This window comes from Nocardiopsis eucommiae, from assembly GCF_965344335.1.
GTDB classification, from domain to species: Bacteria; Actinomycetota; Actinomycetes; order Streptosporangiales; family Streptosporangiaceae; genus Nocardiopsis; species Nocardiopsis eucommiae.
The window spans coordinates 45,849-72,057 of record NZ_CBDRIY010000009.1 but is presented as its reverse complement, the minus strand read 5'-3'; the positions used below and the strand labels follow the sequence as shown (position 1 = coordinate 72,057).

The 26,209-nt window shown below is 72.3% G+C and carries 26 protein-coding genes; 17 read left to right on the top strand and 9 right to left on the bottom strand.

What is annotated here, in order from left to right; all coding sequences use genetic code 11:
* Positions 1 to 242 precede the first annotated feature (242 nt).
* The 4 genes from ACRWK8_RS07670 to ACRWK8_RS07655 all read left to right on the top strand — a co-directional run bounded on the left by ACRWK8_RS07670 (position 243) and on the right by ACRWK8_RS07655 (position 2,694).
* Positions 243 to 521, top strand: coding sequence for a hypothetical protein (locus ACRWK8_RS07670; RefSeq protein WP_431869199.1), 279 nt, complete (start codon positions 243 to 245; stop codon positions 519 to 521).
* Entirely contained in the window at positions 518 to 1,141 is a 624-nt protein-coding gene (locus tag ACRWK8_RS07665; RefSeq protein WP_378741858.1) for an alkylhydroperoxidase domain protein, read from the top strand. Before ACRWK8_RS07670 ends, ACRWK8_RS07665 begins: the two co-directional genes overlap by 4 nt.
* On the top strand, positions 1,138 to 1,785 hold the full coding sequence (locus ACRWK8_RS07660; protein WP_431869197.1) for a VOC family protein: 648 nt from the start codon (positions 1,138 to 1,140) through the stop codon (positions 1,783 to 1,785). Before ACRWK8_RS07665 ends, ACRWK8_RS07660 begins: the two co-directional genes overlap by 4 nt.
* A gap of 129 nt (positions 1,786 to 1,914) precedes the next feature.
* A complete protein-coding gene (locus ACRWK8_RS07655) occupies positions 1,915 to 2,694 on the top strand; it encodes an endo alpha-1,4 polygalactosaminidase (protein ID WP_431869195.1) in 780 nt (259 codons plus the stop codon).
* Here the strand turns inward: ACRWK8_RS07655 and ACRWK8_RS07650 are convergent.
* Positions 2,691 to 2,984 carry a DUF6506 family protein gene (locus tag ACRWK8_RS07650; RefSeq protein WP_378741850.1) on the bottom strand — a complete coding sequence of 98 codons (294 nt, stop codon included), beginning with the start codon at positions 2,982 to 2,984 and terminating at the stop codon, positions 2,691 to 2,693. The two genes, ACRWK8_RS07655 and ACRWK8_RS07650, sit on opposite strands and share 4 nt — an antisense overlap.
* A gap of 75 nt (positions 2,985 to 3,059) precedes the next feature.
* Between ACRWK8_RS07650 and ACRWK8_RS07645 the strand changes: the two genes are divergently transcribed.
* From ACRWK8_RS07645 to ACRWK8_RS07630, 4 genes are all read left to right on the top strand, one after another.
* Entirely contained in the window at positions 3,060 to 3,701 is a 642-nt protein-coding gene (locus ACRWK8_RS07645) for a VOC family protein (RefSeq protein WP_431869192.1), read from the top strand.
* Between the two features lie 157 nt (positions 3,702 to 3,858).
* Positions 3,859 to 5,007, top strand: coding sequence for an SDR family NAD(P)-dependent oxidoreductase (locus ACRWK8_RS07640; protein WP_431869190.1), 1,149 nt, complete (start codon positions 3,859 to 3,861; stop codon positions 5,005 to 5,007).
* Positions 5,004 to 5,201 carry a hypothetical protein gene (locus ACRWK8_RS07635; protein WP_378741843.1) on the top strand — a complete coding sequence of 66 codons (198 nt, stop codon included), beginning with the start codon at positions 5,004 to 5,006 and terminating at the stop codon, positions 5,199 to 5,201. The genes ACRWK8_RS07640 and ACRWK8_RS07635 overlap by 4 nt, the downstream gene beginning before the upstream one ends.
* A 177-nt stretch (positions 5,202 to 5,378) precedes the next feature.
* A complete protein-coding gene (locus tag ACRWK8_RS07630; RefSeq protein ID WP_431869187.1) occupies positions 5,379 to 6,455 on the top strand; it encodes a glycoside hydrolase family 5 protein in 1,077 nt (358 codons plus the stop codon).
* 47 nt (positions 6,456 to 6,502) lie between these two features.
* Here ACRWK8_RS07630 and ACRWK8_RS07625 read toward each other — a convergent pair whose 3' ends face one another.
* Complete coding sequence (locus ACRWK8_RS07625; RefSeq protein WP_378741839.1) at positions 6,503 to 9,001, bottom strand: ATP-dependent Clp protease ATP-binding subunit; 2,499 nt, start codon at positions 8,999 to 9,001, stop codon at positions 6,503 to 6,505.
* A gap of 207 nt (positions 9,002 to 9,208) precedes the next feature.
* Here ACRWK8_RS07625 and ACRWK8_RS07620 point away from each other — a divergent pair, with 207 nt between their 5' ends.
* Both ACRWK8_RS07620 and metX read left to right on the top strand, forming a co-directional pair.
* Positions 9,209 to 10,525 carry a bifunctional o-acetylhomoserine/o-acetylserine sulfhydrylase gene (locus tag ACRWK8_RS07620; RefSeq protein WP_431869185.1) on the top strand — a complete coding sequence of 439 codons (1,317 nt, stop codon included), beginning with the start codon at positions 9,209 to 9,211 and terminating at the stop codon, positions 10,523 to 10,525.
* A gap of 17 nt (positions 10,526 to 10,542) precedes the next feature.
* A complete protein-coding gene (gene metX / locus ACRWK8_RS07615) occupies positions 10,543 to 11,724 on the top strand; it encodes a homoserine O-acetyltransferase MetX (protein WP_431869327.1) in 1,182 nt (393 codons plus the stop codon).
* Positions 11,725 to 11,767: 43 nt separating this feature from the next.
* Here the strand turns inward: metX and ACRWK8_RS07610 are convergent, their stop codons facing one another.
* Positions 11,768 to 12,715: an aldo/keto reductase gene (locus ACRWK8_RS07610; protein WP_378741835.1), complete on the bottom strand. Its 948-nt coding sequence runs from the start codon at positions 12,713 to 12,715 to the stop codon at positions 11,768 to 11,770.
* A 182-nt stretch (positions 12,716 to 12,897) separates the two neighbouring features.
* On the opposite strand from ACRWK8_RS07610, the gene ACRWK8_RS07605 reads away from it, so the two are divergent.
* A complete protein-coding gene (locus tag ACRWK8_RS07605; RefSeq protein WP_378741833.1) occupies positions 12,898 to 14,679 on the top strand; it encodes a tetratricopeptide repeat protein in 1,782 nt (593 codons plus the stop codon).
* 12 nt (positions 14,680 to 14,691) lie between these two features.
* Here the strand turns inward: ACRWK8_RS07605 and ACRWK8_RS07600 are convergent, their stop codons facing one another.
* From ACRWK8_RS07600 to ACRWK8_RS07585, 4 genes are all read right to left on the bottom strand, one after another.
* Entirely contained in the window at positions 14,692 to 16,023 is a 1,332-nt protein-coding gene (locus ACRWK8_RS07600; RefSeq protein WP_431869182.1) for a hypothetical protein, read from the bottom strand.
* On the bottom strand, positions 16,020 to 16,415 hold the full coding sequence (locus ACRWK8_RS07595) for a hypothetical protein (protein ID WP_431869180.1): 396 nt from the start codon (positions 16,413 to 16,415) through the stop codon (positions 16,020 to 16,022). The genes ACRWK8_RS07600 and ACRWK8_RS07595 overlap by 4 nt, the downstream gene beginning before the upstream one ends.
* 82 nt (positions 16,416 to 16,497) lie before the next feature.
* Positions 16,498 to 17,889 carry a xylulokinase gene (xylB, locus tag ACRWK8_RS07590; protein ID WP_378741827.1) on the bottom strand — a complete coding sequence of 464 codons (1,392 nt, stop codon included), beginning with the start codon at positions 17,887 to 17,889 and terminating at the stop codon, positions 16,498 to 16,500.
* A 41-nt stretch (positions 17,890 to 17,930) separates the two neighbouring features.
* Positions 17,931 to 18,878: a sugar-binding transcriptional regulator gene (locus tag ACRWK8_RS07585; RefSeq protein WP_378741825.1), complete on the bottom strand. Its 948-nt coding sequence runs from the start codon at positions 18,876 to 18,878 to the stop codon at positions 17,931 to 17,933.
* Positions 18,879 to 19,094: 216 nt separating this feature from the next.
* Here ACRWK8_RS07585 and ACRWK8_RS07580 point away from each other — a divergent pair, with 216 nt between their 5' ends.
* The 6 genes from ACRWK8_RS07580 to ACRWK8_RS07555 all read left to right on the top strand — a co-directional run bounded on the left by ACRWK8_RS07580 (position 19,095) and on the right by ACRWK8_RS07555 (position 24,962).
* Positions 19,095 to 20,453 (top strand): ABC transporter substrate-binding protein, encoded by a 1,359-nt coding sequence (locus ACRWK8_RS07580; protein WP_378741823.1) that lies wholly within the window; start codon positions 19,095 to 19,097, stop codon positions 20,451 to 20,453.
* Positions 20,454 to 20,528: 75 nt separating this feature from the next.
* Positions 20,529 to 21,455 (top strand): carbohydrate ABC transporter permease, encoded by a 927-nt coding sequence (locus ACRWK8_RS07575; protein ID WP_378741821.1) that lies wholly within the window; start codon positions 20,529 to 20,531, stop codon positions 21,453 to 21,455.
* Entirely contained in the window at positions 21,452 to 22,342 is an 891-nt protein-coding gene (locus tag ACRWK8_RS07570) for a carbohydrate ABC transporter permease (RefSeq protein WP_431869176.1), read from the top strand. The genes ACRWK8_RS07575 and ACRWK8_RS07570 overlap by 4 nt, the downstream gene beginning before the upstream one ends.
* Entirely contained in the window at positions 22,342 to 23,337 is a 996-nt protein-coding gene (locus ACRWK8_RS07565) for a zinc-dependent alcohol dehydrogenase family protein (protein ID WP_431869174.1), read from the top strand. Before ACRWK8_RS07570 ends, ACRWK8_RS07565 begins: the two co-directional genes overlap by 1 nt.
* A 14-nt stretch (positions 23,338 to 23,351) precedes the next feature.
* Positions 23,352 to 24,443 (top strand): ABC transporter ATP-binding protein, encoded by a 1,092-nt coding sequence (locus tag ACRWK8_RS07560; RefSeq protein WP_378741815.1) that lies wholly within the window; start codon positions 23,352 to 23,354, stop codon positions 24,441 to 24,443.
* Positions 24,444 to 24,542: 99 nt separating this feature from the next.
* Positions 24,543 to 24,962 carry a hypothetical protein gene (locus tag ACRWK8_RS07555; RefSeq protein ID WP_431869172.1) on the top strand — a complete coding sequence of 140 codons (420 nt, stop codon included), beginning with the start codon at positions 24,543 to 24,545 and terminating at the stop codon, positions 24,960 to 24,962.
* 144 nt (positions 24,963 to 25,106) lie between these two features.
* On the opposite strand, the gene ACRWK8_RS07550 is transcribed toward ACRWK8_RS07555, so the two are convergent.
* Positions 25,107 to 25,628, bottom strand: coding sequence for a flavin reductase family protein (locus tag ACRWK8_RS07550; RefSeq protein ID WP_378741810.1), 522 nt, complete (start codon positions 25,626 to 25,628; stop codon positions 25,107 to 25,109).
* A 20-nt stretch (positions 25,629 to 25,648) separates the two neighbouring features.
* Positions 25,649 to 26,194, bottom strand: a complete 546-nt coding sequence (locus ACRWK8_RS07545) for an NAD(P)H-dependent oxidoreductase (RefSeq protein WP_431869169.1) — start codon at positions 26,192 to 26,194, stop codon at positions 25,649 to 25,651.
* Positions 26,195 to 26,209 lie beyond the last annotated feature (15 nt).

The window sequence follows — 26,209 nt, the reverse complement described above, 5'->3', positions numbered from 1 at the left end:
AGGACCAACGCCCAGCGCAGCTACGAGAGCCTTCTCGAACCCGCCGATCCCGGCGGCGTCCCCCGGGCCACCCGGTTCCTTGTCGCGGCCTTCGTCGCCGGACTTCACCGGGCTTCGCTGCTCACCGAGCACTACACACGACTGGCCGCCGACCACGCGGGAGAGGAGGGCGTCCGCGTGGTGTCCGCACTCACCGAACGGGCCGCGACCAGCGGACCCACGGCCGGTACCGTGAGCTCGGCTTGGTCAACGAGTCCACCGACGGGCCTCGGTACCGCACACCCGAGGCCGACCGGCCGGTGCTCGGCGCGGCGACCGCCTCGGCCCTGGACCACGCCCACCTGCTCGTCTTCCGCCCCCGGGAGGCCGAGCCCGCCGACCTGGGCCGCCTCGTCGACGCCGGTTGGACCACCACCGACATCGTCACCCTCTCCCAGCTCGTCTCCTTCCTGGCCTTCCAGATCCGGCTCGTGCACGGCCTGGAGGTCCTTTCACAGCGAACCGAGGACACCCGATCGTGAGCCGAACCGTCACCGAACAGCCGCACGCCCACCGTCCCGAGCACTTCACCAGCGACCAGGTGGGTTGGCTGCCCTGGCTCGCACCGCTCACCGAGGAGGAGCTCACCCCGCGCCACCGCGAGGCCCTCGTCAACGAGACGCGCGCCAGGATGCCGTACTTCGCGCTGCTGGTCCGCGACCCGGACGCCCTGGAAGCGCGCACCCGCACCGACTTCGACATCTTCCACAACACCGAGGGAGGGCTGTCCCGCGCCGAACGCGAACTCGCCGCCACCGCCGCCTCCCGGTTCAACGGCTGCGTCTTCTGCGCCTCCGTGCACGCCCGGTTCGCCACCCGCCTGGCAGCACGCGGCGAGGACGTCGAGCGGCTGCTCGCGGAGGGCGTGGAGACCGACACCGGCGACGCGCTGTGGAACGCGATCGTGCGCGCGGCGGTGGCCTTGTCGCGCACCCCGGTCGGGTTCGGGGCCGAGCACGTGGAGGAACTGCGCGCCAACGGGCTCTCGGACAGCGAGATCGGGGACGTCGTCAACAGCGCGTCCTTCTTCAACTGGGCCAACCGGCTCATGCTGTCGTTGGGAGAGCCGGAGCGCCCGGCCGAGAAGGAGAGGGTTCGATGAGTTTCCCGAGCAGGCTCGACCACCTCGTGTACGCCGTGCCCGACCTCGCCACGGGGGCGGCGGACTTCGTCGAACGCACCGGGGTCGCACCGGCGCCGGGCGGCGTGCACCCGGTGGGATCGGCCAACGCCCTGGTGGCGCTGACCGTGAACGGAGAACGAGCGCCCCACTACCTGGAGATCGTCGGGCCCGACCCTCATCGGGAGGGATCTGGGCCGGTACCCGTGTTCGGTCTGGCCCACCTGGAGCGGCCCCACCTGGCCACCTTCGCCGTCCGGGTCGAGGACGGCCTGGCGACCGCCGTGGAGCGGGTCCGCAGGGTCGGACACGACCCCGGCGACGTCGAACCCTGGTCGCGCACCACCCCGGACGGAACGGTCCTGCGCTGGCTGCTCGCCAAACGGGAACCGGACGCCTACCCGGCGCCGGTGCCGTTCCTCATCGACTGGGGGCGGACCCCGCAGCCCGGCCTGGGCGACCTGCCCGCGCTCGAACTCCTGGGCCTACGCGCCGAACACCCCGACCCCGACTCCCTGTCCCCGGCCCTCACGGCGCTGGGCGTGGACCTGGAACTGGGGGCGGGGCCCGAGCCGCTGCTGGAGACGCGACTGCGCGGACCCAAGGGAGAGTTCGTCCTGCGCTGACCGGCCCCGTGGGAGCCCCGCGCACGCGGACGTACCCACCCCACCCGGCTGCCCCCGGTGCGGGGGAGTGCTGATTGACTGGGTCGGTTGAACGGATGGGGGCTTTCGTGGGCGGTCGGGTGTGCTGGGGTGGCGGGGCTCTCCCTGCTGCTGGCGGGGTGTGGCGTACTGGGCGGAGAGGACGTTCTGCCGGAGGGCGGGATCGACTACCAGCTGGGCGGCGCCTACCCGCCTCCGGACGGGGTCACCACCGTGGTGCGTGACTCCACGGCCGAACCCGCACCGGGGATCTACTCCGTCTGTTACGTCAACGGGTTCCAGACCCAGCCCGGGGCGTCGGAGTCCTGGCTCGACGCCGATCTGGTGCTGCTGGACGAGGACGGGGAACCGGTCGCGGATCCGGGATGGCCGGACGAGATGCTCCTGGACACCTCCACGGACACCAAGCGGGGGCGGATCGCGCAGGTTCTTGGGGAGACGATCGACCGCTGCTCCGAGGCGGGGTTCGACGCCGTGGAGTTCGACAACCTGGATTCCTACCTGAGATCCGGCGACGCATTGACCGTGGACGACAACCTGGCGCTGGCCGAGGAGATCGTCGCGCTGGCACACGAGGACGGGCTCGACACCGGGCAGAAGAACGCGGCCGAGGTGGCCCAGCGGGCCAGGGACGAGGCCGGGTTCGACTTCGCGGTCACCGAGTCCTGCGCGGCGTGGGCGGAGTGTCCCGCCTACACGGAGGTCTACGGCAGCGACGTGATCGCCGTCGAGTATCCGGGGGACCTGGACGACGCCGGGACCAACTTCGACGTGGAGTGCGAGAATCCCGATGTGCCGTCCAGGTTCGTGCTGCGCGACCTCGACCTGGTCGAGCCCGGGCACCCCGGGTACGTGTACGCGGAGTGCTAGCCGAAGTCCGCGGCTGACCTGAGGGACTCGGCCGAGAAGACCACGTGGCCCACGGCCACGTGGTCGGGTACGTTCGCGCGTACGCGGGCCGCGGCCTCCAGGCTGAACCCCCCGCAGAGTTCGATCAGTCCCGCTCCCCGGGCGGCGAGGGTCGCGGCGACGGCGGGGGCCGACGCCTGGTCGGGTACGGGCACCAGGATCGAACGCTGACCTTCACGGTCGAGCTCGGTGCGGTCGGCCTCGGGGTCCGTCCCGGGGTGTTCGTACAGATAGGCCCAGATGATGCTCATGGTTTCCTCCTTGGGCCACCACGTTAGGAGCTGAAGTTTGGTTGAGGTCAAGGTCGTTCCGACGGGGAGGGCCGGATGAGTTTCCCCGGCACGCTGGACCACCTCGTGTACGCGGTGCCCGATCTCGCGGAGGCGGTCACCGACTTCGCCCAGCGGAGCGGGGTCACGCCCGCACGCGGCGGCTCCCATCCGGTGGGGTCGGCCAACGCCCTCGTGGCGCTGACCGTGGACGGTCGGCGCGCGCCCCACTACCTGGAGATCGTCGGGCCCGACCCCGAGCAGGAGGGGCCGGTGACCGTCTTCGGACTGGCCGACCTGGACCGTCCGCGGTTGGCGACCTTCGCCGTGCGCGTCGACGACGACCTGGGGACCGTCGTGGAACGGGCCCGTCAGGTCGGCCACGACCCCGGAGACGTGGAACCGTGGTCCAGGACCACTCCGGACGGGACGGTGCTGCGGTGGCTCCTGGCCAAGCGGGAGCCCGACACCTATCCGGCGCCGGTGCCCTTCCTCATCGACTGGGAACGGACCCCGCAGCCCGGCCTGGGGGACCTGCCCGCGCTCGAACTGCTGGCCCTGCGCGCGGAGCACCCCGACCCGGAGTCGCTGCGGCCCGCCCTGGGCGCGTTGGGTGTCGACCTGGACCTCCGCTGGGGGCCGCGGCCCCTGCTGGAGGCCGACCTGCGCGGTCCGCGGGGTGACTTCGTCCTGTGCTGACCAACGAGGACTCCCGGATTCACCCATCTCTTCCCAGCCGTCGTTTTCGACCGACCCATGTCGGGTACCGCACTCCCACATCCCCCCGCCGCATCCGACGAACAGGGGAGCACATGCCGCAGGCCCAGCACACGCCCGCTGACCGCGAGGTCGCACGGTGAGCGGCTGGAAGGTGCCCCTCGCGCTGGCCGGGCTCCGGTGGGCGTGGTCCCACCGCGGGCGGGCCCCCGAACCCGAACCCCGCAACCCCGGGGAACTCCTGCTCTGGGGCGCGGCCGGGGCCGCTCTCGGCGTCGCCGCCTCCGCGCTGTCCGAGCGTCGCCGTTCGGGGCTGATGAACGGCAAGGTCGTGCTGATCACCGGCGGCTCCCGGGGGCTCGGCCTCCAGCTGGCCCGTGAGTTCGGGTTCGGCGGGGCCTCCGTGGTGATCTGCGCGCGCGGCAGGGAGGGCCTGGACCGCGCGGTCGCCGAGCTCTCCGGCCGGGGCGTGCGGGCACACGGTGTGGTCTGCGACGTCACCGACCCGGACGCGATCGAGGACCTGCTGGACGAGGCCGAACGCCACTTCGGGCGGCTGGACGTGGTGGTGAACTCGGCCGGGATCATGCGGGTCGGTCCGCAGGAGACCCTCTCGGACGACCACTTCCGGCAGGCCATGGACGTCATGTTCTGGGGGCCGTTCCACCTGTCCCGCGCTGCGGTGGACCGCCTGCGTCCCACCCGGGGCACCATCGTCAACATCACCTCGATCGGCGCCTACCTGTCCGTGCCGCACATGCTGCCCTACTCCACGGCCAAGCACGCCTGGGCGGCGCTCTCGGAGGGCATGGCGGCGGAGACCGCCGGCACCGGCGTGCGGGTGACCACCGTGGTGCCCGGGCTCATGCGGACCGGGTCCCACCGGGGTGTGGTCTTCACCGGGGACCCCGAACGCGAGTACGCGTGGTTCGCGCTGGCCGCCGGGCTCCCCCTGGTGAGCGTGAGCGCCGAACACGCGGCCCGGCGCGTCGTGCGTGCCACGGCCGGTCGTCGGGGCTTCCTCGTGATCTCCCCGATGGCCCGGGCGGGCATGGCGGCGCACGGTGTGGCGCCAGGACTCACCCAGGGTGCGATGCGGTTGGTCGGCCGTCTGCTGCCCGACGCGCCCGGGGACGTGGAGGAGCGCCCCGGCTCGGAGGCGGGTCAGAGCAGGCTGGGACGCCTGGTCGGCGCCGTCACGGTGCTCAACGAGCGGGCGGGCCGTCGGATGAACCAGCGTTCCCGAGTCGAACGGATCTCCCAACGGAACGAGGAGGACACCCCATGAGCGAGAACCCCGCCCCGACACTGCGCCAACCCGACCCCATGCCGCCGGACCCCTTCCCCCCGGCCCCGATGCCGCCCGAGCCCGTGCCGCCGGAGCCGAGCCCGGACCCGACCCCGGTTCCGGAACCGGAGCCGGAGCGGCCCATGCCGGTTCCCGAGCCGCCGGGCCCCGAGCCGCAGCCCGAACCCGCCTGAGCGGCCGCTCCGGGGAGTGCCCGACCGGGTGCTCCCCGGAGTCCGTGATCACCATGGGTCACCACTCTTGACGCCTGAGCGACCGAAGCCTAGCTTCTTCAGGTAACACTCCTTCCGGATACCGGTCGCGTGAACCCCCTCGCGTGGCGCCGGTCCGCACCCCGCTGGAGGTCCTCCATGGCGCGTCACCGCTCCACCCCCCGCAGACACCCCTTCAGGACCCTCGGGATCACCGCTCTGGGAGCGCTCCTGATGGGAGCCGCCCTGTTCCCGGGCGGCTCCACGGACGAGGCCACCCCCGTCTCCGACGAGACCGCGCTCAACGCCGTCGACGAACACGGGCAGCTCCAGGTGTGCGGCCTCAAACTCTGCGACGAGAACGGCCAGCCGGTCCAGCTCACCGGCATGAGTTCGCACGGGCTCCAGTGGTACGACCAGTGTCTGACGGACGCCTCGCTGGACGCGTTGGCGCAGGACTGGCGTGCCGACGTGCTGCGGGTGTCCATGTACATCCAGGAGGGCGGTTACGAGACCGACCCGCGCGGCTTCACCGACCGGGTGCACGAGCTCATCGAGGAGGGCACCGCGCGCGGCCTCTACGTGATCGTCGACTGGCACATGCTCACGCCCGGAGACCCCAACCACAACACGGACCGCGCGAAGGAGTTCTTCGCCGAGATCGCCGCCGAGCACGCCGACAAGGACAACGTCCTCTACGAGATCGCCAACGAACCCAACGGGGTCTCCTGGAACGCGGTGAAGGGCTACTCGGAGGAGGTCATCCCGGTGATCCGGGCGCAGGACCCCGAGGCGGTCGTGCTCGTGGGCACCCGCGCCTGGTCCTCACTGGGCGTCTCGGAGGGCTCGGACCACTCCGAGATCGTCGCCGACCCGGTGGACGCCGACAACATCATGTACGTCTACCACTTCTACGCCGCCTCGCACGACGGCGTGCACTTCGACGTGTTCCGTGCGGCCGCACAGGAGCTGCCCCTGTTCGTGACCGAGTTCGGCACCCAGGAGCACACCGGCGACGGTCCCAACGACTTCGCCTCCGCCCAGGCCTACCTCGACTTCATGGCCGAGGAGCAGATCAGCTGGGTGAACTGGAACTTCTCGGACGACTTCCGCTCCGGCGCGGTCTTCGAGCCCGGCACCTGCGACGCGGGCGGGCCGTTCACCGGCACCGACTCGCTCAAGCCCGCGGGGGAGTGGATCCGCGACCAGATCCGCACCAGCGGCCTCTCCGCCTGACCGGCTGAGAGCCGGGTCCCGGGGCGCGACCCCCGGGACCCGGTGCGTCAGCTCGGTGGAACGGTGGACACGCTCAGCTGGTCCTCACCGTCCACGTCGACCACCACCTGGTCGCCGGGCAGCACCTGGCGGTCCAGCACCATGCGGGAGAGCCGGTTGCCGACGTTGCGCTGGATGGTCCGGGCCAGTGGGCGGGCACCGAACTCGGGCTGGTAGCCGCGGCGGGACAGCCAGTCGATCGCCTCGTCGGTGAAGCGCACCTGGATGTCCTGGGCGCGCAGGCGCCCCTCGGTCCCCTCCAGCATCAGCGTCGTGATCTGCCGGATCTCGTCCTCACCCAGCTGCTTGAAGACGATGATCTCGTCCACCCGGTTCAGGAACTCCGGGCGGAACTCCTCCTTCAGGCGGCGCATCACCCGGCGCTCCGTGTCGGGGTCCATCTGTCCGTCCGAGGTGAAGCCCATCGGGCCGCCGCCGGTGATGGCCTCCGATCCCAGGTTGCTGGTCATGATGACCACCGTGTTCCGGAAGTCCACGGTCCGGCCCTGGCCGTCGGTGAGCCGACCGTCGTCCAGGAGCTGCAACAACAGGTTGAACACGTCGGGGTGGGCCTTCTCGATCTCGTCGAGCAGCAGCACCGAGTACGGGTGCCGGCGGACCGCCTCGGTCAGCTGCCCCGCCTCCTCGTAGCCCACGAACCCGGGCGGCGCCCCCGTGAGCCTGCTGGTGGTGTGCCGTTCCTGGAACTCGCTCATGTCGATCCGGACCATGGCCTCCTCGGAACCGAACAGCGCCTCCGCCAGGGCCCGGGCCAGCTCCGTCTTGCCCACACCGGTCGGCCCCAGGAACAGGAAGCTGCCCACGGGCCGGTCCGGGTCCCCCAGTCCGGCCCGGTTGCGGCGGATCGCCTCCGAGACGGCGGTGACCGCCTCGTTCTGGCCGATCACGCGGTCGTGCAGCACCTCCTCCAGGTTGACCAGCCGGTCCCGCTCCTCCTGGGTCAGCTGGGCCACCGGGATGCCGGTGCTGCGCGAGACCACCTCCGCGATGTCGGCCGGGCCCACCTCGGGCACCGCCGACCCGGTGCCGCGCGCCTGGTGCACGTCGCTCCTGGACGCGTTGATCTCGTCGCGCAGCGCGGAGGCGCGCTCGTAGTCCTCCTCCTGCACCGCCCGTTCCTTGCGTTCCTCCAGGTCCTTGAGCTTGCGTTCCAGGTCCCGCAGGGCCGAGCTGGAGGTCTTCAGGCGCAGCCGGACCCGGGCCCCGGCCTGGTCGACGAGGTCGATGGCCTTGTCCGGCAGGAACCGGTCGGTGACGTAGCGGTCGGAGAGCTCCGCCGCCGCGACCAGGCTGTCGTCGCTGAACCTCACCTGGTGGTGCGCCTCGTAGCGGTCCCGGAGGCCGCGCAGGATCTCGACGGTGTCCTGGACGGAGGGCTCGGGCACCTGGATCGGCTGGAACCGGCGCTCCAGGGCCGCGTCCTTCTCGATGTTCTTGCGGTACTCGTCGACGGTGGTCGCGCCGATGATGTGCAGTTCACCCCGCGCCAGCGCGGGTTTGAGCATGTTCCCGGCGCTGGTCGAGCCCTCGGACGCGCCCGCCCCGACCAGGGTGTGGATCTCGTCGATGAAGATCAGAAGCTCGTCCGACCGCGCGCGGATCTCGTCCACGATGGCGTTGAGGCGTTCCTCGAAGTCCCCCCGGTACCGGGTGCCCGCGACGATTCCGGCCAGGTCGAGCTGGACCAGCCTCCGTCCCCGCAGGGTCTCCGGGACGTCGTCGTCGAAGATGCGCTGGGCGATGCCCTCCACGATGGCGGTCTTGCCCACACCCGGGTCACCGATGAGCACCGGGTTGTTCTTGCGCCGTCGCGCCAGCACCTCGATGCACTGTTCGACCTCGTCCTCGCGGCCGATCACCGGGTCCAGGCGCCCCTCCCGCGCGAGCGCGGTCATGTCGGTGCCGAACTCGTCCAGCTGCGGCGTGTCGGAGGGCGCGCTCTCGCCCTGTTCGCTCACCGGCACCGCTCCGGCGGCCTTCTGGAGCGACTGCGGTGTGACCCCGGAGTCGCGCAGGAGCTGCCCGACCGGCGCACCGGGGTTGACCGCCAGCGCGAACAGCAGGTGCGCGGGGCTGATGCTCGTGCTGCCGGTGGCGCGGGCGATCTGGAGGGAGTCGAGGAAGGCGCGCTTGGCGGCCGGTGTGAGCCGTGGGGAGGCGCCCCGCGCGGCCCGGGGCGTCTGGGCGACGGCCTGGTCGACCACGTCCTCCAGCGAGGCCAGGTCGATGTCGATCCGGCCCAGCAGCTCGCGGATCGGCGGGTAGCGCAGGAGCGACCACAGCAGGTGGACGGAGTCGACGTCGGCCCCGCCGTTCTCCAGCGTGCGCCGGACCGCGGAGTCGGCCACCCTCTGCGCCTCGGGATCCATCAGCTTGGAGAGGTCGACGCGGCGGACGGGCCCCCGGGACCCGCTGAGGAACCGCGCGAGGAACTCGTCGAAGGAGCCCGGGTCGTCACCCGGGCCGTCGGGAAGGTCGGTGCTCATGTCGTGTCGTCTCCCGTGGTGTTGAGGGACGGGCGCGGTGCCCCGTCGGAGTCGCACGATCACCCTAAGTGAAACCACCTGAATCGGTCGGTACCACCCGCGCGCGGGGAGGGTTCGGCTGATCCCTGGCCAGGGCTGGTGGGGGAGTGCTAGCCTCGCTCTGATTCCCTACTTTTCCAGTCGGCTTTATGTGCAAAGGGGCGTTCGTTGAGCACCGACACCACCCGGATCAGGTCCTGGTCCTTCGAGACCCAGCAGATCCACGCCGGGGCCGAGCCCGATCCGGCGACCCTCGCGCGGGCCACCCCGATCTACCAGACCGCCTCGTACGTCTTCCGCGACAGCCAGCACGGCGCGGACCTGTTCAGCCTGGCCGAGCCGGGCAACATCTACACCCGCATCGGCAACCCCACCCAGGACGTCCTCGAACAGCGCGTCGCCGCCCTGGAGGGCGGCGTGGCGGCGGTCGCCTTCGCCTCCGGTTCGGCCGCCGTCACCTCGGCACTGCTCAACCTGGTCGGCGCCGGTGACCACCTGGTCTCCAGCTCGCTGCTCTACGGCGGTACCTACAACCTCCTCCACCACACGCTCCCCAAGCTCGGCGTCCAGGTGACCTTCGTCGAGGACCAGGACGACCCCGAGTCGTGGCGCGCCGCCACCCGGCCCGAGACGAGGCTCTACTTCGCCGAGACCCTCGCGAACCCCGGCGGCCATGTTCTGGACGTGCGTGCGGTGGCCGACGCCGCCCACGAGAGCGGCGTCCCGCTGATCGTGGACAACACCGTGCCCACCCCCTACCTGCTGCGTCCCATCGACTTCGGCGCCGACGTCGTCGTGCACTCCGCCACCAAGTACCTCGGCGGCCACGGCACCACCGTGGCCGGGGTGGTCGTGGACGCGGGCAGCTTCGACTTCGGCGCGCACGGGGACCGCTTCCCCGGCTTCGTGGAGCCCGATCCCAGCTACCACGGGCTCAGGTACTGGGAGGCGCTCGGCCCCGGCGCGTACGCCGCCAAGCTCCGCGTCCAGCTGCTGCGCGACACCGGCGCCGCCATCGCCCCGTTCAACTCCTTCCTGGTGCTGCAGGGCGTCGAGACCCTCTCACTGCGGATCGACCGCCACGTCGGCAACACCCGGGCGCTCGCCGCGTGGCTGGAGGGACGGGACGAGGTCGAGCGCGTCCACTACGCGGGCCTGCCCTCCAGCCCCCACCACGCGCTGGCCCAGAAGTACCTGCCCCGTGGTGCGGGAGCGGTCCTGTCCTTCGAACTGCGCGGGGGAGTGGACGCCGGACGGGCCTTCGTCGACGGCACCGAGCTGTTCAGCCAGCTCGTCAACATCGGAGACGTGCGCAGCCTCATCGTGCACCCGGCCAGCACCACCCACAGCCAGCTCGCCCCCGAAGAACAGGCCAGCGCCGGGGTCACCCCCGGTCTGGTGCGCCTGGCGGTGGGCCTGGAACACGTCGACGACCTGCGTGCCGACCTCGAACTCGGTTTCCGCGCCGCCAAGGCGCACCAGTGACCGGTCGTCCGCGACCGGTGGGTCCGGCCCGTCCGCGCCAGGACGGGCCGGACCCCGACCCGCGTGTTCCGGCCGCGCCCAGGCCCGCCCGGGGCGGCTGGCGCGAGGGCGACCCGGTCGGCCGACGTCGCTGGGTCCGATGGGACCGACCCCTGGAACTGGAGTCGGGGGAACACCTGCCCGAGGTCCGCCTGGCCTACCAGACCTGGGGGCGCCTCAACCCCGAGGGAACCAACGCGGTGCTGGTCCTGCACGCCCTCACCGGCGACGCCCACCTGGCCGGGCCAGCCGAACCCGGTCACCCCAGCCCCGGTTGGTGGGAGGGGATCGTCGGCCCCGGACGCGCCCTGGACACCGACCGCTACCTGGTGGTGGCCCCCAACGTCCTGGGCGGCTGCCAGGGCAGTACCGGACCGTCGTCCGACGCCCCCGACGGTCGTCCGTGGGGGAGCCGGTTCCCCCGGATCACCCTGCGCGACACCGTCCGCGCGGAGGAGGCGCTCGCCGACGCGCTCGGCGTGGACGCGTGGGCGGCGGTACTCGGCGGCTCCATGGGAGGGATGCGCGCCCTGGAGTGGGCCATCACCCTTCCCGAGCGGGTGCGCGGCGCGCTGGTCCTGGCCTGCCCCGCCGCCACGACGGCCTGGCAGATCGCCTGGGCCGCCCCGCAGCTGCACGCCGTACGAGCGGACCCGGACTGGTTCGGTGGCGACTACCACTCCACCGGCCGCACACCGGTGGACGGTCTCGGGGTGGCGCGCCGGATCGCCCACGTCACGTACCGAGGAGCGGGCGAGTTCGACGCGCGCTTCGGCCGGGCGGCGCAAAGGGGCGAGGACCCCGGCGCCGAGGGGCGGTACGCCGTGGAGTCCTACCTCGACCACCAGGCGTGGAAGCTGGCCCGCCGCTTCGACCCGGCCAGCTACGTGCTGCTCACCGAGGCGATGAACGGGCACGACGTCGGACGCGGGCGCGGAGGGGTGGCGGCGGCGCTGGCCACGCTGCCGGAGCGGACCCTCGTGGCGGGGGTCGACAGCGACCACCTCTACCCGCTCTCGCAACAGCGGGAGATCGCCCGCCACCTGCCCCGGCCCGGTCAGGTGCGGGTGATCGAGTCACCCCACGGCCACGACGGCTTCCTCGTCGAGACGGAGCAGGTCGCCGCCCTGGTCGCGGAGCTGCTCGCCGCCACCAGGTGAGCACGCGGGCTCCGGCCCGCGTGCCCACCCGGGTCGGACGGGGTCAGTTCGAGGCCGTGTCCAGGAGCTCGGTCTCCTCGGCGGTCAGGCGCAGGTCCGCCAGGGCCAGCAGCCCCTCCAACTGTCCCAGGTCACGGGCGCTGGAGAGCACCGAGGTCACCCCGGGGCGGTCGACCAGCCAGGCCAGGGCCACCGTCGCGGGCTCCGCCGACCGTGCGGCCGCGATCGTGTCCAGAGCCGACAGGACCCGCTCCCCTCGCGGGTGCTCCAGATAGGCGCGGGCGCTGGCGGCACGGGGGCTGGAGGCCTCCGTCGAGCCCGGGCGGTACTTGCCGGTGAGGAAGCCCCGCGCCAGACCGAAGTAGGGAAGCAGCGCCAGTCCCTCGTCCAGGGCCGCCGGCACCAGGTCCCGCTCGACGCCGCGTTCGACGAGGTTGTAGTGCGCCTGCACGCACACCGGGCGGTGCCACCCGTTCCGGTCACAGGCCGCCAGCCACTCCCGGACCCGCTCCGGAGCGTGGTTGGACAGGCCCACGTACCTGATCCTGCCCTCGTCGACCAGGGAGGAGAAGGCCTCGGCGCTCTCCGCCACAGGGGTGTCGGGGTCCTCGAAGTGCGCGTAGTAGAGGTCGATGGTCTCCACGCCGAGCCGTCGGAGCGAGGCCTCGGCGGCGGCCCGGACGTTCTCGGCGGACAGGCCGGGAAACCGGGGGTGCTGACTGACCTTGGTCGCGATCACCGTGTCGCCCGTGCCCCGGCTGGCCAGCCACCGGCCGATCACCCCCTCGGACTCGCCGCCGGTGTGTCCCTCGATCCAGGCCGAGTACGAGTCGGCCGTGTCGAGGAAGTTGCCCCCCGCCGCGCGGTAGGCGTCCAGGATCGCGAAGGAGGCGGCCTCGTCGGCGGTCCACCCGAAGACGTTTCCGCCCAGGTTCAGGGGGCTGACCCAGAGGTCGGAGGCGCCCAGACGGCGCAGCGGGGTGTCGTTCATGTTCACCGTTCCGTGTGTGCCCACCGGGAGGCGTGGGGTGTGCGCCCCACGCTAGGGCAGCGGGGCCCGGGGGTCACGGGCACGCTCCGAGCGGATGGCACATGGGGGGACCGAGGCCCTGATCCCGCCCGCGAGCACGTCGGAGCCCGTGGCCGGAGGCGGCCACCCGCGAGGACCCGGACGTGGCCGTCGCGCAGTTCCTCCGCCTCATGGGGGTTCCGGAGGCGGACGTCCCGGCCACCCCGGAACGGCGGTGGGAGATGCTGCACCGGAGCGCACGGTGGCGGAGCGGGGTCGCGGTGATGGTGGACGCGCCCCGCAGCATCACGGAGGCCCTTCCCTTCCTCGCGACCTCCCCGGGCAGCCTCACCGTGGTCACCGGCTCCCACCGGTTCGATCTGAGGACCCTGGGCCGGGAGGACCTGCGCCGGATCAGACACGTCGACTGGGAGGACGTCACACTGCAGGGGCTGTCGGACGCGGACGCCACCACGATGTTCCTCCAGCAGGCCAAGATCGCCGTGGACGGTGAACGGGACCGGGTCAGGGTGGCCGACTTCGTGTCCGCGGCCCGGGGCAATCCCGGGCTGATCGCCGACTACGCCTTCGACGTCGTCACCGAACGCCTCCTCAGAACCGGGGACCCGCTGGCCGCCGCGCACCGGCACACCTTCGGAGCGGCGGCCGTCCCCGGCCACCAGCCGCGTGACCGCGCTGACTTCGCCGGGCTGACGGGGGACCGGCGGGCGCTGGCGGTCCTGCTCGCGCAGCATCCCGACAGCGACTTCGGCGTGGACCTGGCCGTGTCGCTCCTCGGCCCCGGGACGGATCCGGTCGAGGTCCGCGCCCGGCTGGACGTGTTGGTCGAACGGGGGGTCCTGGTCCGGGGTGCCGGGGAGGGACCGCCCCGGTACCGGTTCCCGACGCGGAGCATGCGCTCGACCTTCCTTCCCGACCCGGAACAGGCCGGGGACACACCCGAACGCGTCCTCGCCCACTACTACGCGATCGCCTACGCCGCGCACCGGCGCCTGATGCCCGGTCGTTGGCTCCAGAGGGACCTCGACGGCTGGTCCGCCTTCCCGGACGGTGCCCGTGCGGCCCGCTCCTTCGCGACGGTCGAGGAGGCGCGGCGGGCGCTGTCCGTCGAACGCCGCACCCTGGTCCGGGTGGTCCTCGACGCCGTGGAGACCGGGCGCCACGCGATGGCGGCCGAACTGTGCGAGGTGCTGTGGGCCTCCTGGTTCCTCTCCGGCTCCTTCGCCGACGTGGTCGACGCCCAGGCGCCCCTGGTCAGGGCGACCGAGGGGACCCACCGCCTCGAACCGGCCCGGCTCTCCCGGCTCCACGTGCAGACGGCCATCGCCTACCGCCGGGACCGCAACGGGGCAGAGGCGCGCCGTGAGGCCGCACTCGCCCTGGAACTCGCGGAGGACGCGCACCCGCTCGTGCGGCTCACCGCGCTCGACGCCCTCGCGGACGTCGAGGCGGACGAGGGCCGGTACGACGCCGCGAGCGGGCACTTCGCCGCCGCGACCCGGATCGCCGAGGGCATGGACCCGGTGGACCCGAGGGCGCTGCACATCATGGTGCGCAAGGAGGGCCTGGCCCATCTGGGAGCCGGGCGGCTGCCGGAGGCCGAACGGCTCATCCTCCGTGCCTTGGGCCTGCTGCCAGAGGACGACCACCAGAACCGGGCCCGCACCCACAAGGCCCTGGCCGACCTGAGGGTGCACCAGGGGCGGGTCGACGAGGCGCTGGAGGAGTACGACGGGGCGGTCGCCTCGCACCGCCTGCTCGGAGACCAGCGCCGGGTCGGAGACGTGTACGTGGCGCGCGCCGACGCCGTCGCGGACCGTGACCCGGACGCCGCCCGCGCGGAACTGGGCCGGGCGCTGGAGGCGTACGAGGCCGCCGAGGCCGTGCGGGAGGCCGCCGAGGTCCGGGCACGGATCGGCGCCTGACCCCGCCCCGGGTCACTCGCCTCGCGGGCGGTGGACGGTGAAGGCGAGTCGGTGCTCTCCGAGGAGCACCGCAAGGTCCCGCTCGGGTGCCCGTCCGTCGACCCACAGGTGCCAGTAGGCGGAGGCGGCGGCGGTGGGGTCGGCCCGGTGGTGGCGGGAGTCCGCCACGAGGCGTACCCGCGCCCCGTCGCGGTCGACGACCAGACAGTCGGGTCCGTCCGCCGCCACCGCCAGGTGGGCGCGGGGGTGGTCGGTCAGCCGTGCCCGCAGACGCTCCCAGGAGGCGGCCTCCCGGGGACCCTCCGAGCCGGGGCCGCAGAGGAGGAGGCAGGCCGCCTCGAACCAACGGGCCTGGGTCTCGTCCGCGTGGGCGGCCAGGTGGGGCCGGTCCAGCGGCAGCCGTCCGGCGTCGACGGCCTCCGCGGGGAGTCGACGGACCCGGAGCCCGTCCTCCTCCTCCAGGACCGTGCACCACAGCGGTGCCGTGTCCGCGGCGTCGGGCCATCCGCGTCGGTGGGGGATCGGCGGGTCCGGCGGGAGCACGCGCGGGGCGTGTTCGGGCTCGGGCAGGTTCAGGAACCCGTAGAGGGTCGCGCGCAGGATCCGCCCGGAGCGCCCGGGCACGGAGTTGAGCAGGTCGGTGTGGGCGGAGAACCGGTCGGGCTTGTGCTCGGCGGCGTCAGCGAGCATCTGGGGCAGCAGGGGCCGGTCCGCGCGCAACCGGGTGGCGGCCCGGCCGAACGCGGCGACGGGGGAGTCGTCGGCCATCTCGTGGTGGGGGAAGGCGGCCAGCATGGTGTGGGTGCCCCGGGCGGCGCCGTAGAAGGTGACCGAACCGTGGTCACCGATCACGTGGTCGGCCGCGACCAGCGCCGCCTGCCAGCCCTGCCGGGGCGGCAGCACGCGGAGTCCGGAGCGCTCGGCCGTCGCCAGCCAGGACCGCACCTGCCAGGCGCCGTGGCCGTGCCAGACGTTGGGGTGCAGGGCGAGGACCACGCGGTACTCGTCCACGGGGAGTTCGCTGAGGAGGGTGTCGAGGAAGCCGGGCCACGCGCCCAGGAGGGAGGTGGGCCCCCAGGTGGAACTGACCAGGACCAGCCTGCGCGCGCCCGTCTCCAGGTGGTCGCGGTAGCGCTCGCGCCAGGGGAGTCCGGCCAGGATGCGGTCGTGGGTGGGGTCCCCGGCGACGACGGCGGAGTCGACCGCCTCGGGGCAGGCGGCGCGGAGCCGGTCGAGTTGTTCGGTGTGGGAGAGCACGAGGGCCGCGGGGACCAGCTCCCCGTCCCGCAGCAGAGTCGGAGCGGCCAGGCCGAACACCGCTTCGTCTTCCCGGGAATCCGTCACGGTTTCCGGTTTCCGGTTTCCGGTTTCATCAGTTTATTGTACCCGGCCCCATGGGAGAAGACGATCAGAGGAGCCCTGATCAGGTGCAGGTCATCGCCGTGGCTCGCGGCGATGGCGAGATCGAATTCCTCCTCCACGGCCTGTTCCCATGGTGCGACGACGGCGCCGATGTCACCGAGGAACTCGGTGACGCCCTCGCGGAAATTGGACGTGCGCGCGCGGGTGAAGACGATCTGGATCCGGGGATCGGACTCGAGCAGCGGGAGAATGTCGAGCAGGCGCGTGAGGGTGGTGACGGTGTGCGCCACGACCAGCACGCGGCGGCAGTCGGGCGCCGTCGACCAGCCGGGGGCCGATCCGATGGGTACCCTCAGCCGCTCCTCGACCGACATGTGCTCTCCCGCCACTCGTGTCCGTTCTGCCCGGTCCGCGACGGAACAGGGTACCGAATCCCCGCTCCGTGGCGGGGGCCGGTCAGACCCCGTGGGTGGCGCGGCGGTGCTCGGCGTAGCGTTCACGCACCCGCAGGCCCACGTCGGGGGCGTGGCTGGACTCCTCCTCCGGCGCGCCCAGGGGCCACACCGGGGGTTCGGCGGTTCCGGCGAGGGTCCAGGCGGCCTGACGGGCCGCGCCGATGGCCACGTACTCGGCGGCGGGCGGCACCACGATCGGCGCGCCCAGCACGAGCGGCGCCACGGCCCGCACGGCCGCGGACCGGGCACCGCCGCCGACGAGCAGGACACGCTCGACCGGGACCCCGCTCGCGGTCATCGCGGCCAGGCCGTCGGCCAGTCCGCAGAGCATGCCCTCGACGGCGGCGCGCGCGATGTTCTCCGGACGCATGTTGTCGCGCGTCAGTCCGTGCAGTGAGCCCGTCGCGTGCGGAAGCTCCGGGGTCCGCTCCCCGTCCAGGTAGGGCAGCAGGACGACCCCGCCGGCGCCGGGTTCGGCGTTCAGCGCGAGGGCGTCCAGCCCGGCCAGGCCGGTGCCGAGCATCGCGGCGGTGGCGCTGAGCACCCGCGCCGCGTTCAGGGTGCAGGCCAGCGGCAGGAACCCGCCCGTGGCGTCCGCGAACCCGCAGACGGTGCCGGTGGGGTCGTGGGCGGGCCGGTCGTGCGCCGCGAACACGGTCCCGCTGGTGCCGAGCGAGACCACGGCGTCACCGGGCCGCAGGCCCAGCCCCAGCGCGGTGCCCATGTTGTCGCCGGTGCCGGGGCCGATGACGGCTCCCTCGGGGGTGTGACCCACCGGTTCCGAGGGAGCCGCCACCCGGGGCAGGTCGAGTTCGCGGCCGAAGGCGCGGACGAGCAGGTCGGTGCGGTAGGCGCCTTCGGAGGGCGACCAGTACCCGGTGCCCGAGGCGTCGCCCCGGTCGGTGGTCGGCGCGGTGCGGGCCCCGCCCAGCCGCCAGGTCAGCCAGTCGTGGGGGAGCATCACCCCGCGCGTCCGGGCGGCGTGGTCCGGTTCGTTCTGGGCGAGCCAGCGGAGTTTGGTGACCGTCAGACTGGCCACCGGCACGTTGCTCACCGCGTCCGCCCAGGCCCCGGGGCCGCCGAGCTCCTCGACCAGGTCGCGCGCGGCCCCGGCGGAGCGGGCGTCGTTCCACAGCAGGGCGGGCCGCACCACCCGGCCGTCCTCGTCCACCACCACCATGCCGTGCTGCTGTCCGGCCACGGACACGGCCGCGACGCCGTCGAGCAGCCCCGAGGAGGCCGTCGTCAGCGCCGTCCACCAGTGCGCGGGATCGGTCTCGGTTCCGTCGGGGTGCGGCGCGCGGCCCTCGCGCACCACCTTTCCGGTGGTGGCGTCGCAGACCACGATCTTGCAGGACTGGGTCGAACTGTCGATTCCGGCAACCAGCGTCATGTGTGCTCCGTGTGAGTGAGGGGTCGAAGCGTGCGTGGAGGTCAGTTCATCGCTGACTCGAGGAGGATGCGTGCCGTCGTGGTGTCGGTGACCAGTGAGGAGATCACCCCGGTCTTGAGGGTGGAGTGGATGGCCTGGGCCTTGCCCGAGCCCCCGGCCACGGCGATGACCTCGGGGACCGCGCGGAGCTGGTCCAGGGTGATGGCGATGACGCGGGAGGTCAGTTCCGGCGCGATGGGGGTGCCGTGCACGTCCACGGTGCGCGCGCACACCTCGGCCTGGACGCCCTCGCGTTCGAGGGCGGCCCCCTCGGCGGGGGAGAGGGCGTCGCGCACCAGGGAGAGCGTGGGAGACCACGAACCGATGGCGACCACGGCCTTGTCGAGTTCGCCGTAGCGCTGCATGGCGTCGGCCACCTGGGGCTGGCTGCGCAGCGCCTCCGCCGTGCCGGGGTCCGACACGACCAGTGGGGCGTAGACGGGGAAGGCCGGGCCGCGCGCGAGGCTGGCCACCCTCCGCACGAGTTCCACCGAGTTCTCCTCCACGCCGCCGGGCAGTACGCCGGTGAGCTGCACGACCGTGCACCGGGGCAGGTCGCCCAGGGCCAGAGTCATCGCGTTGAGGGTACGGGAACAGGCGAGCCCGAGGGTGTCGCCCTCCTCGAGGATCTCGGTCAGGTACTCGGCGGCGATGCGCCCGAGGCTGCGGTGCAGCGCCTCGCCCTCTCCGGCGTGGGCGACCACCACCGCCTGCTTGAGGCCGTAGGCGGTGCTCAGCCGCTGGGAGAGGTCGGTGTCCACCTCGGTGGGTTCCGCGATCTCGATGCGGACGATCCCCACGTCGCGGGCCTCCTCCAGGATGCGTGCGACCTTGAACCTGCTGATCCCGAAGTCCTCGGCGATGCGGATCTTGGAGTCGCCCGCCAGGTAGTACCTGCGGGCGACCGCGGTGGCGCGGATCAGTTCCGCGGGTCGGAACGCGTGCTTCATCTACGCCCTCCAGTGGTGACGCTCAAATGAGCGGAGTATCGCCCATTATTGCACCACGGGTTGACCGGTGACACCCGTCACAACTTAAATGAGGCCCGGGCCGCTCATGTGTTAGCAACAACGCTCATATGAGCGGCTGGTGCTCGGAGGAGACCGCACGGCCATCCCCCGCGTGTGATGCCGCGGTTCTCGCCTGCCTACCCCCAGGAGGAAGTCATGTTCACGAACGCACCGCGAGGCGTGCCGCTGGTGGCGGCGGCCACCGGACTGGCCCTGGTCGCCACCGGCTGCTCGGGGGCCGGGGGCGCCGGGGCGGACGGCGACCGGATCGTCACCGTCGCCACGGTCTCCAACCCGCAGATGGAGGACATCGAGGCGCTCGCGTCGGAGTTCAACGACGCGCACCCCGACATCACGGTCGAGTTCGTGGTCCTGCCCGAGAACCAGCTCCGCGACCGGGTGACCCAGGACATCGCCACCCAGGGCGGCCAGTACGACGTCGTCACCATCGGCACCTATGAGGTGCCCATCTGGGCCGAGAACCAGTGGATCCTCAGCCTCGACGAGTACGCCGCCGATCCGGACTACGAGATCGACGACATCATCCCCACCGTCCGCTCCGCCCTCTCCCACGAGGACCAGATGTACGGGGCGCCCTTCTACGGCGAGTCCTCCTTCCTCATGTACCGCGAGGACCTCTTCGAGGAGGCCGGCCTGGACATGCCGGAGCGGCCCACCTGGGAGGAGGTCGAGGAGCTCGCGGCCGAGCTGGACGACCCGGACACCGGCACCGCCGGGATCTGCCTGCGGGGGGTGCCGGGCTGGGGCGAACTCCTGGCGCCGCTGAACTCGGTGATCCTCACCTACGGCGGCCAGTGGTACGACGAGGACTGGAACGCCCACCTCGACTCACCCGAGGTGGAGGAGGCCGTCACGACGTACGTGGACCTCGTCCGCGACCACGGACAGTCGGGCGCCCCCAACGCGGGCTTCACCGAGTGCCTCACCACCATGGCCCAGGGCGACGCCGCCATGCTCTACGACTCCACCGTCGCGGCGGGCAGCCTGGAGGACCCGGACTCCAGCAGCGTCGTCGGTGACATCGGCTACGTCGCCGCGCCGACCATGGAGACCGAGCACGCGGGCTGGCTGTGGGCCTGGGCCCTGTCGATCCCCTCCACCTCCACCGACCCCGAGGCCGCGTGGGAGTTCGTCTCCTGGGCGACCTCCAAGGAGTACCACCAGCTCGTCGGTGAGGAACTGGGGTGGGAGCGCGTCCCGCCCGGCGCGCGCGTCTCGACCTACGACATCCCCGAGTACCAGGAGGCCGCCGAGGCCTTCGCCGGTCCCACCTACGACGCCATCGACAACGTCGACGTGGAACAGCCCGGGGTGCACCCGCAGCCCTGGACCGGGGTCCAGTACGTGTCCATCCCCGAGTTCCAGGACCTCGGCACCCTCGTCTCCCAGGAGATCTCCGCCGCCATCGCCGGCCAGCAGACCGTGGAGGAGGCCCTGGCCAAGTCGCAGGAGTACGCGGACCAGACCGCCGTGTCCGGTGGCTATCGCGACTGAGAACCCCCGGTGCCGGACACCGAACCCGGCACCGGCACCGGAGACCTCCCCACCCCGACTCCCGCAAGGAGGGCCATGACCGCTCAGACCCCGCCGGAGACGGCGCGGCGCGGGCCCCGGACCCGGGACCTGACCCGGGCGGAGCGATGGCTCCGGCGCGGTCCGCTGCTGCCGGGACTGCTGTTCGTCATCGCGATGACCCAGATCCCGTTCCTGTTCACCGTCTACTACAGCTTCCAGAGCAGCAACCTGCTGCGCCCCGACTCCGACTCCTTCGCCGGGTTCGCCAACTACGGCAGCGTCCTGGGCGACCCGCTCTTCCACAACGCCGTGGCCAACACCGTCCTGCTGACCGTCGGCGCCGTCCTGGCCTCGCTGGTCCTCGGGCTGGGCCTGGCCCTCCTCCTCGACCGCGCCTTCCTCGGCCGGGGGATCGTCCGGACCCTGATGATCACCCCGTTCCTGGTCATGCCGGTCGCCGCCGCGCTGCTGTGGAAGACCTCCATGTACCACCCGGTGTACGGCCTGCTCAACTGGGTGCTGTCGCCGTTCGGGGTCCAGGCGGACTGGGTCAACGACTTCCCGCTGCTGTCCATCGTCATGGTGCTGACCTGGCAGTGGACCCCGTTCATGATGCTCATCATGCTCGCCGGGCTCCAGAGCCAGTCACCCGAGGTGCTGGAGGCCGCGCGGGTGGACGGCGCCGGACCCCTCGCGGTCTTCCGCCGGATCACCTTCCCGCACCTGCGCCGCTTCGTGGAGCTGGCGATCCTGCTCGGCACGATCTACATCGTGCAGACCTTCGACGCGATCTACATGATCACCCAGGGCGGCCCGGGACAGTCGACCACCAACCTGCCCTACTTCATCTACCTTCAGGCCTTCCGCTCCTTCGACGTGGGGGAGGCGGCCGCCGCCGGAGTGATCGTGGTCGTCGCGACCCTGGTCGTCGCCATGTTCGCCCTGCGCGTGGTCTCCAGCCTGTTCGAGGAGGAGTCGTGACCCCCGTGACCGCACCTCCGGCCGCCCCGTCGGGGACGACCGCGCCCCGGCCCGGCTCGGTCCGGCGTCGACGTCGGCGCCGACCCGTACGCCCCCTGCCGGGCCTCCTCGCGTGGGCGCTGGGACTGCTGTTCTTCTTCCCCGTGCTGTGGATGTTCCTCACCGGCTTCAAGCAGGAGTCCCAGGCCTCCACCAACCCGCCCACCTTCTTCTTCCAACCGACCCTGGACCAGTACTCGGCGGTGATCGGGCGCGACTTCGTCCCCTACCTGCTGAACTCCGTCCAGGCGTCGGTACTGTCGACGATCCTCGCCATCGTCCTGGGCCTGCCCGCCGCCTACGCGCTCTCCCTGGTGCGCGTCCCGGCGTGGCGCGACTCGCTGTTCTTCTTCCTGTCCACCAAGCTCCTGCCGCCGGTGGCCATGATCCTGCCGCTGTACGTCATCGCCAGGAACCTCGGCGCGCTGGACGACGCCCGCACGCTCACCCTCGTGTACACGGCCATGAACCTGCCGATCGCGATCTGGATGATCCGGTCGTTCCTCGTCGAGCTACCGAAGGAGGTCCTCGAAGCCGCCCGGATGGACGGAGCGCGCCGGTTCACGGAGATACGGCGCGTCATCCTGCCGATGATCGCCCCCGGACTGGCCGCCACCGCCCTGATCTGCTTCATCTTCGCCTGGAACGAGTTCTTCTTCGCGGTCAACCTGACCGCGTCCCAGGCCTCCACCGTCCCGGTCTTCCTCGTCGGCTTCATCAGCGGCGAGGGCCTGTACTGGGCCCGACTCTCGGCCGCCTCCACCATGGCGGCCCTGCCCGTGATCCTCGCCGGATGGGCCGCCCAACGGTGGCTGGTCCGCGGCCTGTCCCTAGGAGCCGTGAAGTAATGCGCGCACTCGTTGTCAGCGAACCCGGAAGCTACTCCGTCCAGCAGGTGGACGACCCCAAGCCCGGCCCCGGGCACGTGGTCGTCGCCCCGGCCGCCGTGGGCATCTGCGGTACCGACCTGCACATCATCGACGGGGAGTTCGCACCCACCCCGTACCCCATCGTCCCCGGGCACGAGTTCGCCGGAACCGTGGTCGCGGTCGGCTCGGAGGTCACCGACGTGGCCGTCGACGACCGGGTCGCGGTCGACCCCTCCCTGTTCTGTGGTGAGTGCGCCAAGTGCCTGGTGGGTCGGGGCAACCTGTGCGCGCGGTGGAACGCGGTGGGCGTGACCCGGCCCGGCGCCAGCGCCGAGTTCGTCTCGGTGCCAGCGGCCTCCTGCTACCGCATCCCCGACGCCATGCCCTTCGAGCACGCCGCGCTCATCGAGCCCCTCTCCTGCGCCGTGCACGGGTTCGACCTGCTGCCGGGCCGGGTGGGCGAGCACTACCTGGTCTACGGGGCGGGGACCATGGGCCTGCTCATGGCCCAGCTGGCCGCCTCCGCCGGGGCCGCCAGCGTGTCCGTGGTCGACCCCAACACCGACCGCCTCGCGGTGGCCGCCTCCCTGGCGGCGGACGCGGTGGCCGTCGGCGCCGACGCGCTCGACCGCTCCGACTGGGAGGTGGTCATCGACTGCACCGGCGTGGTCCCGGCGATCGAGGACGGTCTGACCAGGGTGGCGCGGGGCGGCACCTTCCAGGTGTTCGGGGTGGCCCCGGCCGAGGCCACCGCGACCTTCTCGCCGTTCCGTATCTACAACGACGAGATCACCGTGGTCGGCTCCATGGCCGTGCTGCACAGCTACGGGCGTGCCGTGGACATCATGGCCAAGGGGGTCGTGGACGCCGAGACCATGGTCACCGACTCCTTCGGCCTCGACGACTACGGTCTCGCCGTCGAGGCCTTCCGCGCCGGTCGCGGCCGCAAGCTCCAGGTCAACCCGCAGCTGTAGAGGAGTGATGCCACGTGGCATCGGTCAGTTTCGAGAAGGCCACCCACTTCTACCCGGGCTCGGACGCGCCCGCCGTGGACGAGCTGAGCCTGGAGATCGAGGACGGGGAGTTCCTGGTCCTGGTCGGACCGTCCGGCTGCGGGAAGTCCACGTCACTGCGCATGCTCGCCGGACTGGAGGAGGTGGACCACGGGACCATCCGCATCGGGGACACCGACGTCACCGACCTCAGCCCCATGGACCGCGACATCGCGATGGTGTTCCAGTCCTACGCGCTCTATCCGCACATGACCGTGGGGCAGAACATGGGCTTCGCCCTGGAGATGGCCAGGGTCGGAAAGGAGGAGCGGACGCGCCGGGTGGCCGAGGCCGCCGAGCTTCTGGACCTGACCCCGCTGCTCGACCGCAGGCCCAAGGCGCTCTCCGGCGGCCAGCGTCAACGCGTGGCGATGGGCCGCGCGATCGTGCGCGAGCCCCGGGTCTTCCTGATGGACGAGCCGCTGTCCAACCTGGACGCCAAGCTCCGGGTGTCCACCCGTACCCAGATCGCCGAACTCCAGCGCAGGCTGGGCGTCACCACCGTCTACGTCACCCATGACCAGGTCGAGGCCATGACCATGGGCGACCGGGTCGCGGTGCTCAAGGACGGGCTGCTCCAGCAGTGCGACACCCCGCTCGGGCTCTACGAGCGCCCGGCCAACGCCTTCGTCGCCGGGTTCATGGGCTCGCCCGCGATGAACCTGCGCGCGTTCCCGGTCACGGGTGAGGCGGTGCGGGTGGGCGGTCACGACCTTCCGCTGAGCCCGGGACAACGGGCGCGTCTGGCCCGGGAGGGCGCGGACTCGGTCCTGTTGGGCTTCCGGCCCGAGGCGGTGGACCTGGTGGGCGACGGGGACGGCTTCCCGATGGAGGTCGGCCTGGTCGAGAACCTGGGCGCGGACTGCTACCTGTACGGGGGGATCCCGGGGCACCCGGCCGACAGCGACCTGGTGGTGAGGGTGGCCCCGGACCGCGCCCCGAGCAGCGGGCAGGTCGTCCACCTGCGGGTCCGGCCGGGACAGGTGCACGTCTTCTCGCCGGGGTCGGGGGAGCGCCTGGACGCGTGACCGCCGCCATGGCCGTGTCGGACACTTCTCCCTTGCCCTCGTGAGGGTGCGTCAATAAACTTGAGCGCAGACAACTCAAGGACGAGGGGAAGTGGTCCGATGCGCGTCACGGATGTCTTCGCGGGTACCGACGAGCGGATCGACGAGCACCTGTGGGCCCAGTTCGAGGCCGAGCCCGTGGCCCGGGTGGACAGCGGCCGCTTCGGCGGCGACCTCGTGGTCGAGGTCGAGCTCGCCCCGGGCGTCGACCCCCGAGGGGTGGTCGTCCTGCGCGAGGGCGACACCCTCGTCCTCGCCCGGAGCGCGGACCGCGCGCCCCTGTGCCGCGTGGACCTGAACGCCCCGATCGGCCGCCCGACCCTGCGTCGCGGCACGGGCGGGCTCACCGTCACCGCGCCCCTCACCGCACCCGCACCGGTGGCCGTCCTCCCGGGGCTGCGCCCCGTCTCCCGCTCCACCGGCGTGCGTGCCGCCCTGGCCCGACTCGCCGCCCGCCTCCGGGCCCCGTTCACGCGCTGACCCGCGATCCTCCGCCCCACCCGGGCCTTACATGTGCGCCCGGCGTCACGGTGCGGATCCACGAGGCACGGACCGCACGGCGGAGGGGAGCCCCCGTCAGTTCGGGGCCCCTCCGCCCAGGCGAGGGGGTTCGCGGAGCCGTGCCTACTCCGTCGGAGTCACCGTGGTGAACCCGCCCCGGTGGTAGAGGAGCGGCGGCCGCGGGTCCGTCAGGACCAGCGTGTGGGTCACCTCCCCGACGACCAGCCAGTGGTCACCGATCAGCCGGGTGTCGAAACGCGTGCAGACCAGGTGCGCCACCGCCCCGTCCAGCAGCGGCACCCCGTCCGGGCCCGGTCGCCAGGCCGTGGGCGGTGCGAAGCGGTCGACGTCCCTGCTCGCGAACCGCGCGGCCACGTCCGCCTGCTCCTCGCTCAGCAGCTGCACCCCGAACTCGCCCGCGCGGCGCAGTGTCGGCCAGGTGGTGGACGTGTCGGCCACGTAGAAGGACACGAGCGGTGGATCCAGGCTCACGCTGGTGAAGGACGTGGCGGTCAGTCCCACCGGCCTTCCTCCGACGCTCGCGGTGATGACGACCACCCCGGCCGGGTGGTGGCGCATCGTCGCGCGGAACCGGTCGGCCTCGGCCCGGGTCCGGCCCGGGGACGAGGTCTCGGTGACACTCAACGGACTCTCCCTTCTGGCGGTCAGACGGTGGTGGTCCGGGATCGGACGGCGGCGCGCAGGGCCGAGGCGGACCGGTGGGCCCACGGCTCCAGGACCGCGTCCAGCCGTAGGCCGGGGTCGTCATCGGTGGGCACGGTGTCCTGGAGCAGGGCCAGCCCCGAGGTGGGAACCGTGGCCCCGAGTTCCAGGAGCAGCGGGCGCAGGTGCACGTCCACGGCCAGGGTGTGCGCGGGGGAGGCCATCACCAGGACGGGGACGGCCGTGACGCCCTCCAGGACACCGGACGGCAGCAGGTCCAGGAAGACCTTCAGCAGTCCGGTGTAGGTCGCCTTGTAGGTGGGGCTGGCCACCACCAGGAGATCGGATCCGCTCACCTGTTCCAGGGCCGACCGCACGTCCAGGGTGGGTCCGGGGGTGAGCAGCAGGGGCGAGAGGTCCGCCAGTTCCAGGACCTCCTGCTCCGGAGGCAGCCCGGCGGCGCGTGCGGCGTGGTGGGCCACGGCCTGGGCGGCGGTGGCGGTGCGGGAACCCGGGCGCGGGCTCCCGACGAGGACGGTCGTGGTCATGACGGCTCCGGAACG

Bases quoted from the DNA above. Each gene is read 5' to 3' on its own strand.
- ACRWK8_RS07545 (WP_431869169.1), bottom strand. From the start codon at position 26,194: ATGACCACGACCGTCCTCGTCGGGAGCCCGCGCCCGGGTTCCCGCACC.
- xylB (WP_378741827.1), bottom strand. From the start codon at position 17,889: ATGACGCTGGTTGCCGGAATCGACAGTTCGACCCAGTCCTGCAAGATC.
- ACRWK8_RS07625 (WP_378741839.1), bottom strand. From the start codon at position 9,001: ATGAGCACCGACCTTCCCGACGGCCCGGGTGACGACCCGGGCTCCTTC.
- ACRWK8_RS07595 (WP_431869180.1), bottom strand. From the start codon at position 16,415: ATGTCGGTCGAGGAGCGGCTGAGGGTACCCATCGGATCGGCCCCCGGC.
- ACRWK8_RS07630 (WP_431869187.1), top strand. From the start codon at position 5,379: ATGGCGCGTCACCGCTCCACCCCCCGCAGACACCCCTTCAGGACCCTC.
- ACRWK8_RS07575 (WP_378741821.1), top strand. From the start codon at position 20,529: ATGACCGCTCAGACCCCGCCGGAGACGGCGCGGCGCGGGCCCCGGACC.
- ACRWK8_RS07660 (WP_431869197.1), top strand. From the start codon at position 1,138: ATGAGTTTCCCGAGCAGGCTCGACCACCTCGTGTACGCCGTGCCCGAC.
- ACRWK8_RS07635 (WP_378741843.1), top strand. From the start codon at position 5,004: ATGAGCGAGAACCCCGCCCCGACACTGCGCCAACCCGACCCCATGCCG.
- ACRWK8_RS07555 (WP_431869172.1), top strand. From the start codon at position 24,543: ATGCGCGTCACGGATGTCTTCGCGGGTACCGACGAGCGGATCGACGAG.
- ACRWK8_RS07565 (WP_431869174.1), top strand. From the start codon at position 22,342: ATGCGCGCACTCGTTGTCAGCGAACCCGGAAGCTACTCCGTCCAGCAG.
- ACRWK8_RS07650 (WP_378741850.1), bottom strand. From the start codon at position 2,984: ATGAGCATCATCTGGGCCTATCTGTACGAACACCCCGGGACGGACCCC.
- ACRWK8_RS07645 (WP_431869192.1), top strand. From the start codon at position 3,060: ATGAGTTTCCCCGGCACGCTGGACCACCTCGTGTACGCGGTGCCCGAT.
- ACRWK8_RS07585 (WP_378741825.1), bottom strand. From the start codon at position 18,878: ATGAAGCACGCGTTCCGACCCGCGGAACTGATCCGCGCCACCGCGGTC.
- ACRWK8_RS07610 (WP_378741835.1), bottom strand. From the start codon at position 12,715: ATGAACGACACCCCGCTGCGCCGTCTGGGCGCCTCCGACCTCTGGGTC.
- ACRWK8_RS07580 (WP_378741823.1), top strand. From the start codon at position 19,095: ATGTTCACGAACGCACCGCGAGGCGTGCCGCTGGTGGCGGCGGCCACC.